The 18225-nt window shown below is 29.4% G+C and carries 17 protein-coding genes and 5 tRNA genes; all 22 read right to left on the reverse strand.

Annotated features, from left to right (window positions below):
• Positions 1-4: 4 nt before the first annotated feature.
• Positions 5-80: transfer RNA gene (locus ACQPVP_RS11075), tRNA-Met, on the reverse strand.
• A 22-nt stretch (positions 81-102) separates the two neighbouring features.
• A tRNA-Leu gene (locus ACQPVP_RS11080) sits at positions 103-189 on the reverse strand.
• 5 nt (positions 190-194) lie between these two features.
• Positions 195-271 (reverse strand) — tRNA-Met (locus ACQPVP_RS11085).
• 5 nt (positions 272-276) lie between these two features.
• Positions 277-352: transfer RNA gene (locus ACQPVP_RS11090), tRNA-Met, on the reverse strand.
• 21 nt (positions 353-373) lie between these two features.
• A tRNA-Leu gene (locus tag ACQPVP_RS11095) sits at positions 374-460 on the reverse strand.
• 208 nt (positions 461-668) lie between these two features.
• The gene (locus ACQPVP_RS11100) at positions 669-1079 is read right to left on the reverse strand and encodes a S1 domain-containing RNA-binding protein (protein WP_430849923.1); all 411 of its coding nucleotides are present in this window, start codon (positions 1077-1079) and stop codon (positions 669-671) included.
• Between the two features lie 83 nt (positions 1080-1162).
• Positions 1163-1450, reverse strand: coding sequence for an FtsB family cell division protein (locus tag ACQPVP_RS11105; RefSeq protein ID WP_430849925.1), 288 nt, complete (start codon positions 1448-1450; stop codon positions 1163-1165).
• Positions 1451-1533: 83 nt separating this feature from the next.
• Positions 1534-1923, reverse strand: a complete 390-nt coding sequence (gene yabQ / locus ACQPVP_RS11110) for a spore cortex biosynthesis protein YabQ (RefSeq protein ID WP_430849927.1) — start codon at positions 1921-1923, stop codon at positions 1534-1536.
• Positions 1924-1929: 6 nt separating this feature from the next.
• The gene (gene yabP, locus ACQPVP_RS11115; protein ID WP_430849929.1) at positions 1930-2223 is read right to left on the reverse strand and encodes a sporulation protein YabP; all 294 of its coding nucleotides are present in this window, start codon (positions 2221-2223) and stop codon (positions 1930-1932) included.
• Between the two features lie 51 nt (positions 2224-2274).
• Positions 2275-2535 carry an RNA-binding S4 domain-containing protein gene (locus ACQPVP_RS11120; RefSeq protein WP_430849931.1) on the reverse strand — a complete coding sequence of 87 codons (261 nt, stop codon included), beginning with the start codon at positions 2533-2535 and terminating at the stop codon, positions 2275-2277.
• Between the two features lie 63 nt (positions 2536-2598).
• Positions 2599-2874 carry an HU family DNA-binding protein gene (locus ACQPVP_RS11125; RefSeq protein ID WP_016206851.1) on the reverse strand — a complete coding sequence of 92 codons (276 nt, stop codon included), beginning with the start codon at positions 2872-2874 and terminating at the stop codon, positions 2599-2601.
• Between the two features lie 201 nt (positions 2875-3075).
• On the reverse strand, positions 3076-4548 hold the full coding sequence (gene mazG, locus ACQPVP_RS11130; protein WP_430849933.1) for a nucleoside triphosphate pyrophosphohydrolase: 1473 nt from the start codon (positions 4546-4548) through the stop codon (positions 3076-3078).
• A gap of 19 nt (positions 4549-4567) precedes the next feature.
• Positions 4568-6103, reverse strand: a complete 1536-nt coding sequence (locus tag ACQPVP_RS11135) for a putative polysaccharide biosynthesis protein (RefSeq protein ID WP_430849935.1) — start codon at positions 6101-6103, stop codon at positions 4568-4570.
• Positions 6104-6206: 103 nt separating this feature from the next.
• Complete coding sequence (gene spoVT, locus ACQPVP_RS11140; protein WP_430849937.1) at positions 6207-6755, reverse strand: stage V sporulation protein T; 549 nt, start codon at positions 6753-6755, stop codon at positions 6207-6209.
• 214 nt (positions 6756-6969) lie between these two features.
• Positions 6970-7950 carry a peptidylprolyl isomerase gene (locus ACQPVP_RS11145; protein ID WP_430849939.1) on the reverse strand — a complete coding sequence of 327 codons (981 nt, stop codon included), beginning with the start codon at positions 7948-7950 and terminating at the stop codon, positions 6970-6972.
• Between the two features lie 92 nt (positions 7951-8042).
• Complete coding sequence (gene mfd, locus ACQPVP_RS11150) at positions 8043-11558, reverse strand: transcription-repair coupling factor (RefSeq protein WP_430849941.1); 3516 nt, start codon at positions 11556-11558, stop codon at positions 8043-8045.
• Positions 11559-11579: 21 nt separating this feature from the next.
• The gene (pth, locus tag ACQPVP_RS11155) at positions 11580-12155 is read right to left on the reverse strand and encodes an aminoacyl-tRNA hydrolase (protein WP_430849943.1); all 576 of its coding nucleotides are present in this window, start codon (positions 12153-12155) and stop codon (positions 11580-11582) included.
• Between the two features lie 102 nt (positions 12156-12257).
• The gene (locus tag ACQPVP_RS11160) at positions 12258-13397 is read right to left on the reverse strand and encodes a S1C family serine protease (protein WP_430849945.1); all 1140 of its coding nucleotides are present in this window, start codon (positions 13395-13397) and stop codon (positions 12258-12260) included.
• A 25-nt stretch (positions 13398-13422) separates the two neighbouring features.
• Positions 13423-14841, reverse strand: coding sequence for a HAMP domain-containing sensor histidine kinase (locus tag ACQPVP_RS11165; protein ID WP_430849947.1), 1419 nt, complete (start codon positions 14839-14841; stop codon positions 13423-13425).
• Positions 14842-15528, reverse strand: coding sequence for a response regulator (locus tag ACQPVP_RS11170; protein ID WP_430849949.1), 687 nt, complete (start codon positions 15526-15528; stop codon positions 14842-14844).
• A gap of 179 nt (positions 15529-15707) precedes the next feature.
• The gene (locus ACQPVP_RS11175) at positions 15708-16667 is read right to left on the reverse strand and encodes a ribose-phosphate diphosphokinase (RefSeq protein ID WP_430849951.1); all 960 of its coding nucleotides are present in this window, start codon (positions 16665-16667) and stop codon (positions 15708-15710) included.
• Positions 16668-16716: 49 nt separating this feature from the next.
• Positions 16717-18087: a bifunctional UDP-N-acetylglucosamine diphosphorylase/glucosamine-1-phosphate N-acetyltransferase GlmU gene (glmU, locus tag ACQPVP_RS11180; RefSeq protein ID WP_430849953.1), complete on the reverse strand. Its 1371-nt coding sequence runs from the start codon at positions 18085-18087 to the stop codon at positions 16717-16719.
• Between the last annotated feature and the right edge of the window lie 138 nt (positions 18088-18225).

Here is an 18225-nt window from a genome sequence, read left to right on the forward strand (position 1 = left end):
TTTTTGGTTGCGGGGGCAGGACTTGAACCTACGACCTTCGGGTTATGAGCCCGACGAGCTGCCAACTGCTCCACCCCGCGATATTATAAGCTAAATTCAACTTGGTGCTGAAGACCGGAATCGAACCGGTACGGTATCGCTACCGCAGGATTTTAAGTCCTGTGCGTCTGCCTGTTCCGCCACTTCAGCGTATATGGTAGCGGAAATAGGACTTGAACCTACGACACCTCGGGTATGAACCGAGTGCTCTAGCCAGCTGAGCTATTCCGCCATTTTTGGTTGCGGGGGCAGGACTTGAACCTACGACCTTCGGGTTATGAGCCCGACGAGCTGCCAACTGCTCCACCCCGCGATAATTAAGTTGAATTTAGCTTGGTGCTGAAGACCGGAATCGAACCGGTACGGTATCGCTACCGCAGGATTTTAAGTCCTGTGCGTCTGCCTGTTCCGCCACTTCAGCATATTTTCTGTCGCCCCTCAGCGACAAAATTAATTATATATTATGTTTTATTTAGTGTCAACATATTTTTTATATTTTTTTATTTAACAATATTCAATTATGAAAATAAATCTTTTAAAGTTAAATTATAAAAGGCTAACTTCATAGGTGAAATTAGCCTTTTATATAGATTTATATATTAAATTTATATGATGTCGATTATTACTTATTAATAGTTTCTTCTGGAGCCCTTAGATTTAAAATCTTGTTTCTTTTTAACATCTTGCATTCTTTCTTCACTATCTTTTAAGAACCTTGACATTATATCTTCGAAATTTCCTGTATTCATACCAGTTTTCTTACTTTCTGAAGTCCAATCTATTTCTACTGGTTTAACTGATTTTTTTTGTACATTTGCTTGCTTTATTGACAAGCTTATTTTTCCATTATCGTCAATTGATATTACCTTCACCTTAACCTTATCTTGCTCATTAAGATGTTGTCTAATATCCTTAACAAATGAATCTGCCACTTCTGAAATGTGAACCAGTCCTGTCTTTCCTTCTATTTCTACGAAAGCTCCAAAACTAGTTATATTAACTACTGTACCTTCTAATATGTTTCCTGCCATCAAGGTCATGTTACAAAGATTCCTCCTTAAAAATTAAATAATATATGTTATTATAATAATAACCTCTTTTAAATAGTTTTAAAACATATTCTTTAATTTTGCTCTTGGGAATTTACAACTTTCTCTCCGTCTTTTATCATACCTAGTCTTTCTCTTGCAAGTTTCTCAAGATATTCATTAGATTCTGTTGCCTTTTTAAGGTCAGATTCTAATTCACCATTTTTATCCTTAAGCTCTTGTAATTCTTCTTGACTATTAACAATATCTTCTTGAATTCTTCTAATTGTAATTTCCTGTTTAATATAATTAACAACAAAAACCGCAAAAATAAAAACTATAATCAATCTTTTAAGAGTTAATTGCTTTTTAATTGCTCTCACCCTCTTTAAATATACTATATAATATATTTTAAACACTATATATATTTTATTCAAGATATTTTTTTATGTTCCTAATTTTTACATCATTTTTTACCAGAAATACCGTAATATATTATTCTTATAGGATAAATTAAATTCTTTATTAATATCCTAATAAACTTTCCTAATTTGCTAATTATATATGTCTCTATTTTCAAAACCGTAGGGCTTATAAGCTTTAAATAAAGAATTAGAGTTAATATCATAAAAATATATACATAGGGGCCCAAAAAAGCGTAGTTCATATATAGTAAAAAAGTAAATACTATAATGGCAGTAAGAATCCAAAATAATATATCCTCTAGAATAATTATTATTTTAGGTATTTTTACTCCCCTCATTATGTTATATAGGTCAAATAATATACCCGCTAATATCCCTGAAAGAATAGAATATATTACTATGTCAAATTGAACATCTAAAGATAATGGCATATAAACCTACTTAAATAACTTAGAAATTATACTTTCTTTTTCTTTTTTCACTTCTTTACTACTATATATTATTGAAGATATGTTTCCGACTATTATAACGTCACCATTTTGAACGTCTAGCTTATTCATTTTTAATTCTGAACCCTTAATAGTCAAAAATCCTAACTTTGTATTTAATAAAATTTTCTCATCATCAAAACTTATAACTTCTTCTACCCCAGTAAGAATTAGTTTTTTTCTATTTTCTAAAATTATATTACCCCTCGGCTCTTCGAGCCTATTCTCAATTTTCTTTTCCATCTTATCTCCTCCACATATTCTTTATAAAAATATATGAAAGAGAAATTATATTTATTCTTTATCTTCTTCTCCTTCTAGTATCTCATACATTTCTTTTGCATTTTCTTTTTTAACATGTTCAGCTATATTTATAATTCTAGCTTTTAAAGATCTGTTTGCAAATTGAATTTCAATTATGTCTCCTTCTTTTATAACAGTTGAAGGCTTAGCTACTTTTCCATTTATAGAAACCCTTTGTCCCTCACAAACCTCTTTAGCTACTGTCCTTCTCTTAATAATTCTAGAAACCTTAAGATATTTGTCTAACCTCATCTTTACTCTCCTTAAAACTAATTTTTATTAAAAGAACCCGAGTAAACTCGGGTTCTTAATATGCTACTTATTAACTTTTTCTTTAAATTCTTTTCCTGCCTTGAATACTGGAACAGTTGAAGCTGGAATGTTTATTGTTTCTTTAGTTCTTGGATTTCTTCCTTCTCTTGCAGCTCTTTCTCTAGTCTCGAAAGTACCGAATCCAACTAATTGAACTTTTTCACCTTTTTCTAAAGCTTCTTCAACGCTTTCAATGAATGCTTTTAATGCTAATTCAGCATCCTTCTTAGTTAATTTACTTTTTTCTGACATGCTAGTGATTAATTCTGCTTTATTCACAATTACATCCTCCTTAAATAACCCGTATATATTTTAGTAGTTAACTATTTCTGTTAATATGTACTATAACTACATTCTCTTATTATATATCGTCTTTTTCTACTAGTCTACAACATTATGAATTTTTTGTTATAAACGCTATTTATTACAATAAGTATTTATAGTATAGTATAAACCAATATATATTATTCTTCAAAAAATTTATAAATCCTTCTTGTTTTTATCAAATTCTTTATTTTTTGCTTTATCCCATATTTCATCCATCTCTTCTAATGTCATTTCAGTTAAATTCTTATTATTTTTTATAGCCTCTTCTTCGATAAAAGAGAACCTATTTATAAATTTTTTGATAGTAGAATTTAACGCCTCTTCTTCATCTATACCTAACAGCCTTGCTACATTGACACAAGCAAAGATTAAGTCACCTACTTCATCTTTTATTTTTTCCTTATTATTGGATTTATATACATCTAATACCTCTTTTAATTCTTCTTCCACCTTTAAAGCAGCTTCTTCTACCTTATCCCAATCAAATCCAACTTTAGCCGCCTTCTTTTGAACCTTATGAGCCCTAATTAATGCTGGTAAAGCCTTTGCTACAGCATTCATTTCATCTGTTATAGTTTCAAAGTGTTTTTCTTTCTTTTTAAGTTCTTCCCAGTTATCAATAACTTCATCACTATTTGAAACATCTATATTTCCAAACACATGTGGATGTCTATAAATCATTTTATTGCATATAGAACCTATTACATCATAGATATTAAAGTATCCATCATCTTTACCTATTGATGCATGAAATATTATATGTAATAATACATCTCCAAGTTCTTCAATCATTCCGTCTATATCATCATTATTTATGCTATCAACTACCTCATAAGCCTCTTCTAAAAGTTGATTTTTTATACTTTCATGACTTTGCTCCATATCCCAAGGACATCCATCTTCCCCTCTTAGCCTATCTATTATCTCAACTAAATCATTAAAGTCTTTTTTATTATTCATGTCTTTAGGAATATAAATAGAGGTTAGATAATCTATATCTTCTTGCATGTCAAGTTCATATATAGGTATTTTTCTAATCGATTCTTCCCCTGCTATACCAGCAGCTCTTACAAAATATATTTCAGTATCATCATTATAATAATCAAGTAATCTAAGCTTAACTTCCGAAGCTATTAATGGATTATATACTTGAGTTATTATAGTTCCTATTCTCTTATCTAAAACTTGATTATTTATATCAAATGCATCTATAACCTTCAATCCTTCAATAGGATCTATCTTTAGTACATCCATCATAGCATCTATAAAGCTTACAGCTGGAACTATTTCATATTTAATTCCCTCATTATCGCATAAATTAATAAGATTAAATACTGATTTTTCCGCCACCAAAGGATGTCCTGGAACTGCATATACTATTTCATTACAAGTTTTATAACTACTTACTACATCTCTAGCTATGCTATCATAAACTTCATCAAAATTTTCAGAAACCTCGTAATAATGATCATATGTTTTAAACTCTTTTATTTTTTCTCTTAAATAATCTACAGTAGGGTGCTTTTCAGTTCTAAAATATATATTTTTACCTTCTTCTAAAGCCCTAACAGCTCCAATAGTTAAAGATTCTGGAGCCCCTGGTCCTAAACCTATTATTTTTATCATTAGGTTCTCTCCTCACTTATTAATTTTTCACTATTTTATTTTTAATTTCATCTATACTGAATATTCTAAGTATTAATATTAACATTACATATATAATAATACCCAAAAATATAGCTATTAAGCAAGAAGAAGTGTTGCTACCTGTATTATTAAATACGAAAATATAAGAAATTAATACACCAATAATCATAATTATTGCTGCAATACTAGGTTTGATAAAAGATTTATATACATTTAATTTTAAATTAAGCTTACTTTTTAAGGAAATTAAGTTTAATATAGTTGCAACTAAATAAGCTGAAATACTAGCTATAACTGCACCATAAATATTGATATCAGGCATTGGTACCAGAATAAAAGTTAATATAATCTTTACTATGCAACCTATAAATAAATTAATAATTGGCCTTATGTAGTGACCAATTCCTTGCATAATTGATGTTGTTGTTTGAGTTATTATAATAAAAGGAATAGATATTGATAAATATTTTAAAATTAATATTCCTTCATATTTCCCGGGAAATATTACTTTCATTATAGGCCCTGCAAGAAAATATAGTCCTAATGTGCAAGGCATAGCTATAAGCATGGACATTTTCATAGATAACTGAACTTTTGACTCAAGTTCTCCTCTTTTTCTCATAATATAATTTTCTGCTATTATTGGTATTAAAGAGGTGCAAAGAGCCATAGACAAAGTTAATGGTATATTTGTAATTACATTTGCCTTTCCTGTTAATTGAGCATACAAAATAGTTGCACCTTCTGAGGATAAACCAGCTTGCAATAACTTTTGTGGCACTAATATAGAATCTATTAAACTCATTATAGTTCCTACTGTCGTTCCTAAGGAAATTGGTAAGGCAATTTTTAATATGGCCGATAATACTTCTGGATTACTTTTTACTTTCTTATTCCACATTTCCTTTTTAACTTTTTTATATTTTTCATGTAAGTAACTTGCTCCTATTACACCTCCCGCTGCTGCTCCAAAGGCCGCTCCTCCTGCTGCATACTCTATACCCTTTGGCAATAGCAATATAGCAAGTCCAACTCCTATTATCACTCTTCCTATTTGTTCTAAAATCTGCGAAATTCCTGAAGGAGTCATATTCTGAAGTCCTTGGAAGAATCCTCTATATATAGTCATAATAGATATTATAAAAGGCGCAAAGGATATACCCAATAAGGCATAATAAGATTTCATATCCCATTGAACAAACTGTATTATAGGCTTTGCAAATATAAATAATATAATGCTTGTACCGACTCCTAAAAACATCATTAATATTGTAGATTCCTTTAGTATAACAAATATGCCTTCTATATCACCCTTTGCCTTCTTCTCTGAAATCATCTTTGAAATAGCTACAGGAACTCCTGAAGCCATGGCAACGAAAAACATATATAAAGGATATGACATTTGATAATATCCTACTCCTTCATCTCCTATAAGCATAATCAATGGCCATCTAAAGAATAACCCTAAAAATCTTGCTACTATTCCCGCTATTCCAAGTATCAAGCTTGCTTTTATTAGTGACTGTTTCTTCATAAAATACCTCCAAACTTTAAATTGCTTTTAATAATTTTTATTTTTAGTTTAGAGGTATTATTACTTTTTATTGATAACTTTATATTTATTTAATTATTTCTTTTTATTGTTCCATTTGTTTACCTAAGAAAGCTGAAGCTGTTTCAGATAACTTTAATTCTAGTTCTCCTAATTTTTCTCCTGATTCTTTAGATAAGATTATAACTGCTCCTATGGCATCTCCTTCAGCAATAATTGGAGATATTACTTGACTAGCATATTTTCCTGCTTCCTCGTCATTATGTAATGGAATAGTTTTACTTTGATCAGTTATTAATACTGCTTTTCTTTCTTCCATTATTCTCTCCAACTCTTGGCTAACCTTTCTTTCGATATAATCCTTTTTAGGTCCACCACTTACTGATATAAAAGCATCTTTATCTGCTATCAAAATAATATGTCCAATTGCTTGTTGTAAACTTTCAGCATATTCCTTTGAAAAATCAGTTAATTCTCCAATTGGGGAGTATTTCTTTAAAATAACTCCTCCTTCTCTATCAGTGAAAATCTCTAATGGATCCCCTTCTCTAATCCTTAAAGTTCTTCTTATTTCTTTTGGTATTACAACTCTTCCTAAGTCATCAATGCGTCTAACAATTCCTGTTGCTTTCATTATTATGAGCTACCTCCTTTATTAATAATTAGTTGCAATATTATTATTTGACTTCTTAGAAATTTTATACCCATATAACCAAATTTTATAACAAATTACACTAATAACTTTTTTAATTCAAAATCTAATAACTCATTTACTAAGATAAAATTGTAAAAAAAAGAAATCCAGAACTATCTGAATTTCTTTAATAATATTTTATCTTAACTTTTGACTAAAGTCTATTTTCGTATGTTTTAACATTATAATCAGTCTTCCATTGTTCTATAGAAGATGTATAAATTTCATTTTTCTTTTCATTTTCTAATGTAGTCTTTATTGTATCTTTTACTTCATCTAAAGTCTGTTCTTTATAATCAGTAACTTTTATTATGTGATATCCATAATCACTCTTTACAGGCTCTGATATTTCTCCATCCTTTAATTGCTTAAATGCATCTGTAAATTCTTGAACGTATTGAGTAGTATTATAAGTAACTGTTCCTAAACTACCACCATTTTCCTTAGTTCCAGTATCTTCTGAATATTCCTTTGCTAATTCAGCAAAATCTTCTCCATTTGCAGCTCTTTCTCTTATTTCTTTAGCAGTATCCTCATCACTAATTAAAATATGAGAAACTGTTGCTGACTTATAATTATCTATATTTTCATCATAATATGCTTGTATTTCATCATCAGAAACACTTACATCCTTAAATATTTCATTAGTAACATTAGTACTAATTAAATTACTTCTCATACTCTCAGTTAATTGTGTAGTATAATCTTCTAAAGTTAAATTTGCATTTTCTAAAGCTGTGTTGAAGGCATCTTCTCCACCTAAACTTTCTTTCAAGTTATCTATATACTCTTGTGTTGCAGACTGTACTTCTTCATCTGTTGGAAGTACTCCAAGCTCCTCTGCTTTCTTATACATAACCTTTTCTTCTACTAATACGTCGATAGCCTGAGTTCTTAATTCTTTTACTTGATCTGCTACATCTTCATTTGTATCATAATCCTCACCATAATATGATTGCAAATACGGATCTGCTATTTCATCTACATCTCCTCTTGTAATCTTAACATCCCCTACCTTTGCTAGAACTGTGTTCTTTATAGCTTCTGGTGTCTTTTGTATCATTTCACATCCAACTGCTGAAAGAGCAAAAATACTTAAGGCACTTGCAGCTATTAATCTTTTAATTTTAACCAATGATGTTCCCTCATTTCTATTTAATTTGTTAAACCCATTTAATTATACACAAATAGTATATCAATATTGTGTCAGTTATTCAATTTTTTAAATTAACTTTTAATATTTTTTGCTAATTTATCCATAATTTCCTTAAACAACTCTAAAATTCCTTCTTTTTTAATTTCAGAAAGCCTAACAGCAAAATATGGCTTCTCTCCAAACATTAAGAATACCTTATCTTTATAGTTTTCTAATAGATACTTGTAAATATGATTTAAATTTTTAACTCCATCCGCAAATATGAACTTAATTTCCTTTGGAGTTTCCTTAATTTCTTCAATTGAAATCATCTTAGCTCTACTTTTAATATAAGCTATGTCCATCAAATTGTATACAGGTTCTGGAATTTCTGAATATCTATCTTCAAGTTCAGCCTTAATATCCATATAGTCATCTAAGTTTTCTATTGCAGCAATTTTTTTATAAACTTCAATCTTTTGAATTTCATCTTCTATATACGTACCTGAGATATATGCATCTACCTTGATGTCTACTGTAGTTTCTATAGGTTCATTCTCTATTTCACCTTTAATTATCTTAATTGTATCTTCAAGCATTCTACAGTACAGATCATATCCTATTGCAGCCATATGTCCATGTTGAGCTGACCCCATCATATTCCCTGCTCCCCTAATTTCTAAATCCCTCATAGCTATCTTGAATCCTGATCCAAGTTCTGTGAAGTCTTTTAAAGCCTTTAATCTCTTTTCTGCTACCTCGGTTAAAACTTTATCTTTAGTATACATAAAATATGCATAAGCAATTCTATTAGATCTACCAACTCTACCTCTTAATTGATAAAGCTGAGATAATCCCATTTTATCTGAATCATGAATAATCATTGTATTAACATTAGGAATATCTATTCCAGTTTCTATTATGGTAGTACATACTAGAATATCAAATTCCTTATTCATGAAACTTACCATTTCTTTTTCTAATTGTCTTTCAGTCATTTGTCCATGAATAATTCCAACCTTACATTCCGGAACTAAATCAGCTAAGTATTTTGCCATAGCCTCTATACTTTCTACTCTGTTATATACGTAGTAAACCTGACCACCTCTATTTACTTCCCTTAATATAGAGTCTCTGACCAATTGATCATTTTGCTCAACTACATAAGTTTGAATAGGATACCTTTCTTCCGGTGGAGTTTCTATTACAGAAATGTCTCTAGCTCCTGTTAAGGACATATGAAGAGTTCTAGGTATCGGAGTAGCACTTAACGTTAATACATCAACATTCTTCTTTAAATTTTTAATTTTTTCCTTTTGGGCAACTCCAAATCTTTGCTCTTCATCTATAATTAATAAGCCTAAATCTTTAAACACTATATCTTTAGAAACTAATCTATGAGTCCCTATTAATATATCTACATTTCCTTCTTTAACTGCTTGTAATGTTGCTTTTTGCTCTTTAGCACTTCTAAATCTACTAATCATGTCTATTTTCACTGGAAAATCTGAAAATCTTTTAAGCATATTTTTATAATGCTGCTCTGCAAGTATAGTAGTTGGTACTAAGAAAGCTACTTGCTTTCCATCCATAACTGCTTTAAAAGCTGCTCTAATTGCTACTTCTGTTTTTCCATAACCGACATCTCCACACAGAAGTCTGTCCATAGGTTTATCCGACTCCATATCACTTTTTATTTCTTCAAGAGATGTTAATTGGTCAGGTGTTTCCTCAAATGGAAATTCATCTTCAAATTGCATTTGCCACTCAGTATCTTTATTAAATCTATATCCCTTTAAAGTAGCTCTAGTTGCATAAAGTTTAACTAGATCTTCTGCAATTTCATTTATTGATTTCTTAACTTTAGCCTTAGCCTTATTCCATTCATTGCTTCCTAATTTATTTACTTTAGGAGTTTTCCCTTCAGAGCCGATATATTTTTGTACTAAATCCAATTGATCAACAGGAACATATAACTTATCACCTTTATCATAAACTATATCTAGGTAATCCCTTTTATGTCCACCTACTTCAATTTGCTTTATTCCTTTATATACACCAACTCCATGATTAGCATGAACTACATAATCTCCAAGTTTAAGCTCTGCAAAGCTCTTTATTTTTCCTATACCCTTTTTATTTGTTTTTCTCTTAGATATTTTTCTCTTAGCCTCACCAAAAACATCTTTATCTGAAATTACACAAATCTTCAAATCTGGATATTCAAATCCCTTTAGTAAGTTACCAAAAGTAATTACAACTTCTCCAAATTCTATAGAACTTATATCATCTCTATAAGTACTTTCAATTCCTCTATCTCTTAAAGTATTAACTAATCTTTCACCTCTAGGTCTTGTACCTGATAAAATTATAGTCTTATATCCTTTGGACTTCTTTTCTTGAATATCTTCTATCAAAAGATCCAACTGCCCTTGATAACTATTTAAAGTAATTGCGTTTAATGAAAACTTATTTAGTGGATTTAATATTTTACTATTTGTAGCAAATACATCTAAAGTAATAACCTTCTGAATTTCCAACTTTTCTATTAAGTCTTCTTTTTCTAATAAAAGTTTACTTTGTGATGGTAGAATTCCACCTCTTTGTAGAAAAGATTCATAATTCTCACCAAATTCAAAATAGCAACTTTCAAGCTTACCTTCGCACTTCTTAACATCATCAACTATATAAATATAATTTTTTACATAGTCAAAAAAGCTATCTGGCTTTTCATAAAAGTAAGACAAATAACTATCTACTGTTTCAAATGTTGAAGTTTCTGTTAGAGATTCAATATTAGATTTTACTATCGCCTCTAATTTTTCTATTCTTTCTTCATCAGATTTTCCCTTAGCTTTAACTTCTTCAAGTTCCTTTAAAATATTCTCTTTTCCTCTATTTAATGCCTCTTCATCTAAGATAACTTCCTTAGCAGGGAATATCTCCACGCTGTCAACCTTTTCAATACTTCTTTGTGACTCAGTATTAAAGGTTCTTATAGAATCTATACTATCTCCAAAAAGTTCTATTCTATATGGATACGTTGATATAGGTGGAAATACATCTAATATTCCTCCTCTTAATGAGAATTCACCTTTTCCTTCAACTGACTCAACCCTCTCATATCCACACTCTAATAACATTTTAGATAAGTCTTTAAAATCTACTTCATCATCAACGCTTAATGTTATGTTATATTTCATAAATAGCTCTTTAGGAGTATAAATTGAAGTTAAAGAATCCATTGAAGTAACTATAATTTTATTATTATTACTTAAAATCTCCCTTATTACCTTTAACCTTGCCCATCTCAAATCTCCTGAAATAGCATCTATGTTATAAAAAACTACTTCCTTTGCTGGAAAGTAGTGAATATCATTAGTATAAAAGCTTAAGTCTTCATATATATTCTTAGCTTCCATATCGCTATAAGTAACTATAATCATAGGAGAATTTAAATTCTCATAAATTCCAAATATACCGTAACTTTTACCAGAGTCTGATAATCCATTTATATTAATTGGATATTTATCACTATTGATGCTAGCTATTATTTCATTAAAAGTAGAGTTATCCCTTAAGGGCTGCAATACCCCCTTTAATCTCATTAAAATACACCGTCCTTATTATTATTCAATTCTGGATAGCTTAAATCCATTTAATTCATTCATAGCCTCTTTTGTTCCATCTTTTATTATTATTTCTACAGCTTTAGCAGAAGCATCTATAACTTCATTTAAATCTTGTACCTCTTCTTTGCTAAATTTACCCAAAACATGAGATACTAAATCTCCTTTAGGTTGTCCTACCCCAATTTTAATCCTTGGAAAAACATCCGTGCTCATATTAGCTATTATGCTTTTAATACCATTATGTCCACCAGCACTTCCTTTTTCTCTAATTCTAAGCTTTCCAACTTCTAGACTTATATCATCATATATTACTATAACTTCTTCTTTTTCTAATTTATAAAAATTAATGGCTTCTCTAATACTTTCCCCACTTAAATTCATATAAGTAGTAGGCTTTAACAATACAACTTTACATCCATTTATAAAACCTTCCCCAAATACACCTTTAAATTTTGCCCTATTTACATCTATATTATACTTTTTCGAAATACAGTCTATAGCTTCAAATCCTATATTATGTCTAGTTCCATCATATTCTTTTCCCGGATTACCTAGACCTACAACTAAAAACATAGTTTCTCGCCCTCCTAATGAATGTTTGCATATTTATTATTATACTAGTTTTTTACAATAAGAAAAGGGTTTTAAAAAAAATAGCCCCTTCATATAAGGTTGCTATTTTTTAGTACTATCTAATTTTATTTGAATTTCTTTTACTTCACCATCCCTCATAACCTTACAAGTAATAGTATCTCCATTTTTCTTATTTTTAAGCATTTCAAGAATTTCACTAATGTCATTTATTTTTTGCCCATCAATTTCAAATATTATATCTGTTGGCCTTAATCCAGATCTATAAGCACTTCCATTTTGATTTATTCTAGAAACATATAATCCAACTACATTTGCTGTATTTTCACCTCTTATAAATCCACCCTCTAGCACTCCTAGAATATCTTTTATTTCATTTGTAGAATTCACCACTTTTTCTAAAGAGCTAAAATTCACTGCATAATAAACCCCGTTATTTCCTATATCATCAGTTACTTTTTTACTAGCAACCCCAATAAGTTCACCATTTAAGTTACTTATTATGCCTCCTGTATTAATTGTATTAATAGGAGTATTAACCTCTATTAAATCATAATTTTTCCCTTCAACATTGAGCTGTCTATTTGTAGATGTTATAATTCCTGGTATTATATTATCTATATAATCATCTCCTGTTGAATTACTAATAAGTACTATACTCTCTCCTTCTTTTTTTTCAGAGTCTTGAGCAAACTTTATCGGTATCAACTCTTCTTCATACATTATTTGAATTATGGCCATATCTATATCATCATTAAAAGCTACAATCTCTCCCTTTATTGTCTCTGAATCTATAATTGGTAATTTAACATAAATATCCTTCATATTTTTAATTTTTGAATAGCTAGTTAATATCTTACCATCACTTTCAATAATTATACCTGTAACATTTCCATCTATATATTTCTCTTGATTCAATGCCTCTTCACTATCACCTATAGTTACAATAGACTCTCTAACCTTATCAATTAAATTAGAATACTGTATGCTTAAATCTCCACTATTTGTCTTATTATTAATCTTATCTGCTAATTTCTTATATTTAATATTCATAATTATGCTAGACACTAATGTTCCAATTATAATAGCAATAGAGAGAAGAATCATGTATCTTATAAAACTCTTAAGAATAGACCTTATCTTCTTTTGCTTAAACTGTATTGAAGGAAGATTAATGTCTTGAAACTCATCTTTTTTATTCAACTTCTCTTTTCTTCCATTCATATTTTACACTCCTTCAATACGAAATTTACTTACTCTGTCTTTTTAATGTAAATGTAAATTTTACTCCTTTTTCAGGAATATTATTAACCCAAATATCTTGGTCATGTTGTGTTAATATTAATCTAACTATTGATAATCCCAATCCTGTACTAACTTTATTTGTTCTAGACTTATCTACTTTGTAGAATCTTTCCCAAATCTTATTTATATCTTCCTTAGATATAGTTGGTCCACTATTAAATATACTTACATAAACAAGTTCTCCCTTAGCATAGGTCTCTATCTGTATTCTTCCATCTTCTTCTCCATATTTAATAGCATTTTCCATAAGATTAGTAACAACTTGTATTATTCTATCTCTATCTCCAAGACAATACTCATGGTTATTACTAAAAATAACTTCTACATTTATATTTTTTTCTTTTATTTTGCCCTGTAAATTTAATATACACAGAGTTATTATTTCATTAATATCAATCCTCAAAATGCTTAGTTTAAACTTTCCTGATTCCATAGATGATATATCAAGAAGATCTGCTACCAATCTTGAAAGTCTTCCTACTTCATCATTAACTATATTTAAATAGTAATTTTCTTTATCCCTTGGAATTACTCCATCTATAATACCTGTTATAAATCCCTTTATTGACGTTATAGGTGATCTCAATTCATGAGAAACATTTGAAATAAACTCTCTTCTTACAGTATCAACTTTTTCTAAAGATTCTGCCATTATATTAAAAGAGTCTGCAAGTTCACCAATTTCATCTTCAGAATCTATATGTACTCTTTTTTCTACTTCACCCTTTGCTAATTTCTTAGCTGCATTATTAATTTCAGATAAAGGTTTCAATAATATTTTTTCAGCAAAATAATAAGCAATTATACTAGATAATACTACAGCACTTAATACAGCCAACCAAATTATAGTGAATAACTTTGATGCCCCAGATTCCTTTGAATTTTCTATTAAAATAGTAATTCCATTAAAATTATTGTTATCTATTAAAGGCCTATAATAAGATTTAAGCTTTTTATTTGACTTAGTAACAAAATCCTTTTCTATCACATTACCTGATTTTAATAAATCCATCTCAGAGCTAGAGATATCTATTTTTGTGTATTTTAAATAAGATAAGCTATCGTCAGAAACTACATATACATAACCTTGAGTATCTAATATTATTGAATCCATATCTACTGAAACCTTAATTATCTTCATAGCATTTTTTAATTCTTCATAACCCAATTCATTATTTTCATTTAAAAATTCAGTTGTAGCTTCTTCTATTATTTCTATATATTTGCTTGCACGTTCATACTCTTGATTTGAATACTCTCTATATATCATGGTTGTTAAAAACATTCCCACTAATATTAAGACTGCTGAGGTAATAGACGAAAAGGTAATTAAAAGTTTATATATTACACTTTTCTTTCTCATTTATTTCACCTCAAATTTATATCCAACTCCCCAAACAGTTTCTATTTGCCAATTTTCTCCACCATTTATTTTTTCTCTTAACCTCTTAATATGAACATCTACGGTTCTTGAATCTCCAGGATAATCATATCCCCATACCTCACAAAGCAATTGTTCTCTTGTGAACACTTTATTTTTATTACTAGCTAAATAATAAAGTAATTCAAATTCCTTAGGTGGCATCTTTATCTCTATACCCCTATATAAAACATTATATGAATTTGCATCTACAACTAAATCAGAATAATTTATAATTTCTGTGCTTGTTTCATCATAATTGTATCTTCTCATAACAGCCTTAACTCTTGCTAATAATTCCTTTGGCTCAAAAGGCTTAACAACATAATCATCAGCACCTAACTCTAATGCTAGCACCTTATCAAATGTATCTCCCTTTGCAGTTAACATTATAACTGGAATTTCATTATTTTTTCTAATCCACTTTAGCACTTCTATTCCATCTATCCCTGGAAGCATAATATCTAAAAGGACTATATCCGGTTTAAAATCTGTAAATAAGTTGCATGCTTCTTTTCCATTATGACATCGTCTAGTCTCATATCCAGCACTTAGTAAGTACATATTTATAACTTCACATATATTTTCATCATCATCAACAATTAATACTCTTCCTAATCTATTATCCATAAAAATAACACCATCCTTAATATTATTATAATTGATTTAAATACCCTTTGATTACTTTTATAGCAATTATAAAACATAATTAATAATTGTAACAAATTATTAATTAAATTTTATTGTGATAAAAATAAAAAGCCTCTAAAAAGTTTTTGCTTCTTAGAGGCTTTTTATCCTACTATGTATTAAGATTCGAATAATTTGCTTATTGGCTCATCATCATAAATTCTCTTTATTGCTTCTGCAAATAAAGGTGCTACTGATAAAGCTTTAAATTTAATTAAATCATCTTTTTCTGGTAGCTTTATAGTATTTAACATAACTAATTCTTCTATTGCAGAATTATTTATTCTTTCAAAAGCTGGTCCTGATAAAACTCCATGAGTACAGCAAGCATATACATTCTTAGCTCCTAAATCCTTTAATGCATTAGCAGCATTTGCTATAGTTCCTGCTGTATCAATCATATCGTCTATAAGGATACATCTCTTACCTTTTATATCACCTATAATATTCATAATTTCTGATACGTTTGCCTTTGGTCTTCTTTTATCAATTATTGCTATTGGTGCATGCAATTTATCAGCAAACTTTCTAGCTCTTGTAACACTTCCTAAGTCTGGTGATACAACTACTACATCCTCTTGATCATCAAATCCCTTTTCAATAAAATATTTAGCTAATATTGGTGATCCTAATAAATGATCAACTGGTATATTGAAATATCCTTGGATTTGAGCTGCATGTAAATCCATAGTTAATACTCTGTGTGCTCCAGCAGCAGTTAAAAGATCTGCAACTAATTTTGCTGTAATTGGATCTCTTGATTTTGCTTTTCTATCTTGTCTAGCATATCCATAATAAGGCATAACAACTGTTATTCTACCAGCTGAAGCTCTTTTAAATGCATCTATCATAATTAAAAGTTCCATTAGGTTATTATTAACTGGTGAACTAGTTGATTGAACTAAGAAAACATCAGCTCCTCTTACAGTTTCTCCTATATCAACTGATATTTCTCCATCACTAAATGTTGATACCTTTGATTTACCAAGTGGTAATCCTAAAATGTCTGCAATTTCTTTTGCTAGTTCTGGATGTGAATTTCCAGTAAATATTTTTATATTTTTTCCATGGGTTATCATTATATGAAGACCTCCTTAAATTTTTTGGCACTTTTGTTTATCTAAATAACTATTTGTTAGTAAGCCCACTTCTAGCTACCCAACCTTCAATATTCCTTTGTTTAGCTCTAGCAACTGCAAGTTCACCTTCTTTAACATCATTAACTATAGTTGAACCTGCTGCTATATAAGTGTTGTCTTCCACTGTAACTGGTGATACTAAATTTGTATTACATCCTATAAAGCTATTATTTCCTATTATAGTTGTATTCTTTTTCTTACCATCGTAGTTTACTACTACTGTTCCACATCCAAAATTACAGTTTTCCCCTACTTTAGCATCTCCTATATATGTTAAATGAGATACCTTTGTATTATTTCCTATATTTGATTTTTTAATTTCAACAAAATCCCCTATTCTAGCATGACTTCCAATTACTGATTCTGGTCTTATATATGCAAATGGACCAACAGTAGTTCCTTCACCAACTTGGCTATCAATAATAACAGAAGATTGAATTTCTACATTATTAAAAATTATACTATTTGAAATTCTTGAATTTGGATAAAGTAATACTCCTTCACCAATTTTAGTATTTCCTTCTATCACATTTCCTGGATATATTACAGTATCTCTACCAATTTCTACATCATCACCTATATAAGTAGAATTAGGATCAATTAATGTAACTCCATTTTCCATATGCTTTCTATTTATTCTTCTTCTTAATATCTCTTCAGCTTCAGCAAGTTGAACTCTTGAATTTACTCCAATAGTTTCTTCATAATCTATTGATAATGCTCCAACTTTCTTTCCTTCAGCCTTTAGTATTCCTATAACATCTGTTAAGTAATACTCTCCTTGTTTGTTATCATTAGATAACTTTTCTAGTGAGTTTAATAAACTTTCAATATCAAAGCAATATATTGCGGCATTCATTTCATTTATTTTTAATTCTTCTTCATTACAATCCTTATGTTCAACTATCTTTAATACTTCATCTCCATCCCTAACTATTCTTCCATATCCAGTTGGATCTTCGACAATTGAAGATAATAAAGTAGCAGAGTTTTTGTTTTTTATATGAGTTTCAAATAAATTTTCTATAGTTTCAGGCTTAATTAAAGGCGCATCTCCCGCAAATACCCCTACTACACCTGTTTTATTTTTCAAGAAATCAATAGCACATTTTACTGCATGACCAGTACCTAATTGTTCTTCTTGCAATGAATAAATAATATTTCTTGAAGCAGTTTTTTCTTTAACTAAATCTGCTCCCTTTCCTATTATCACATCTATATCATCTATTTTAGCTTTTCTCATAGTGTCTATAACATGATTAACCATTTCTTTACCACAAACTTTATGTAAAACTTTTGGTAAATCAGATTTAATTCTAGTTCCTTGACCAGCTGCTAAAATTAATGCACATTTATACATATAATCCACCTCACTATAAAAATTTAAGGACAAATTTATCATTTTCTCAAAAAACGTTCGTAAACATCTCATTCTATTATATTGTATTGATGGTACTATTTCAACCTTATATAAGGCTATATTAATCACTTTTTAAGT

Source organism: Clostridium nigeriense, assembly GCF_050585265.1.
In the GTDB taxonomy this organism is placed as follows: domain Bacteria; phylum Bacillota; class Clostridia; order Clostridiales; family Clostridiaceae; genus Clostridium; species Clostridium nigeriense_B.

Bases quoted from the DNA above. Each gene is read 5' to 3' on its own strand.
- spoVT (WP_430849937.1), bottom strand. From the start codon at position 6,755: ATGAAAGCAACAGGAATTGTTAGACGCATTGATGACTTAGGAAGAGTT.
- ACQPVP_RS11170 (WP_430849949.1), bottom strand. From the start codon at position 15,528: ATGGATAATAGATTAGGAAGAGTATTAATTGTTGATGATGATGAAAAT.
- pth (WP_430849943.1), bottom strand. From the start codon at position 12,155: ATGTTTTTAGTTGTAGGTCTAGGTAATCCGGGAAAAGAATATGATGGA.
- yabP (WP_430849929.1), bottom strand. From the start codon at position 2,223: ATGGAAAAGAAAATTGAGAATAGGCTCGAAGAGCCGAGGGGTAATATA.
- yabQ (WP_430849927.1), bottom strand. From the start codon at position 1,923: ATGCCATTATCTTTAGATGTTCAATTTGACATAGTAATATATTCTATT.
- ACQPVP_RS11160 (WP_430849945.1), bottom strand. From the start codon at position 13,397: ATGAATGGAAGAAAAGAGAAGTTGAATAAAAAAGATGAGTTTCAAGAC.
- ACQPVP_RS11165 (WP_430849947.1), bottom strand. From the start codon at position 14,841: ATGAGAAAGAAAAGTGTAATATATAAACTTTTAATTACCTTTTCGTCT.
- ACQPVP_RS11135 (WP_430849935.1), bottom strand. From the start codon at position 6,103: ATGAAGAAACAGTCACTAATAAAAGCAAGCTTGATACTTGGAATAGCG.
- mfd (WP_430849941.1), bottom strand. From the start codon at position 11,558: ATGAGATTAAAGGGGGTATTGCAGCCCTTAAGGGATAACTCTACTTTT.
- ACQPVP_RS11120 (WP_430849931.1), bottom strand. From the start codon at position 2,535: ATGAGGTTAGACAAATATCTTAAGGTTTCTAGAATTATTAAGAGAAGG.
- ACQPVP_RS11100 (WP_430849923.1), bottom strand. From the start codon at position 1,079: ATGACCTTGATGGCAGGAAACATATTAGAAGGTACAGTAGTTAATATA.
- mazG (WP_430849933.1), bottom strand. From the start codon at position 4,548: ATGATAAAAATAATAGGTTTAGGACCAGGGGCTCCAGAATCTTTAACT.
- glmU (WP_430849953.1), bottom strand. From the start codon at position 18,087: ATGTATAAATGTGCATTAATTTTAGCAGCTGGTCAAGGAACTAGAATT.
- ACQPVP_RS11175 (WP_430849951.1), bottom strand. From the start codon at position 16,667: ATGATAACCCATGGAAAAAATATAAAAATATTTACTGGAAATTCACAT.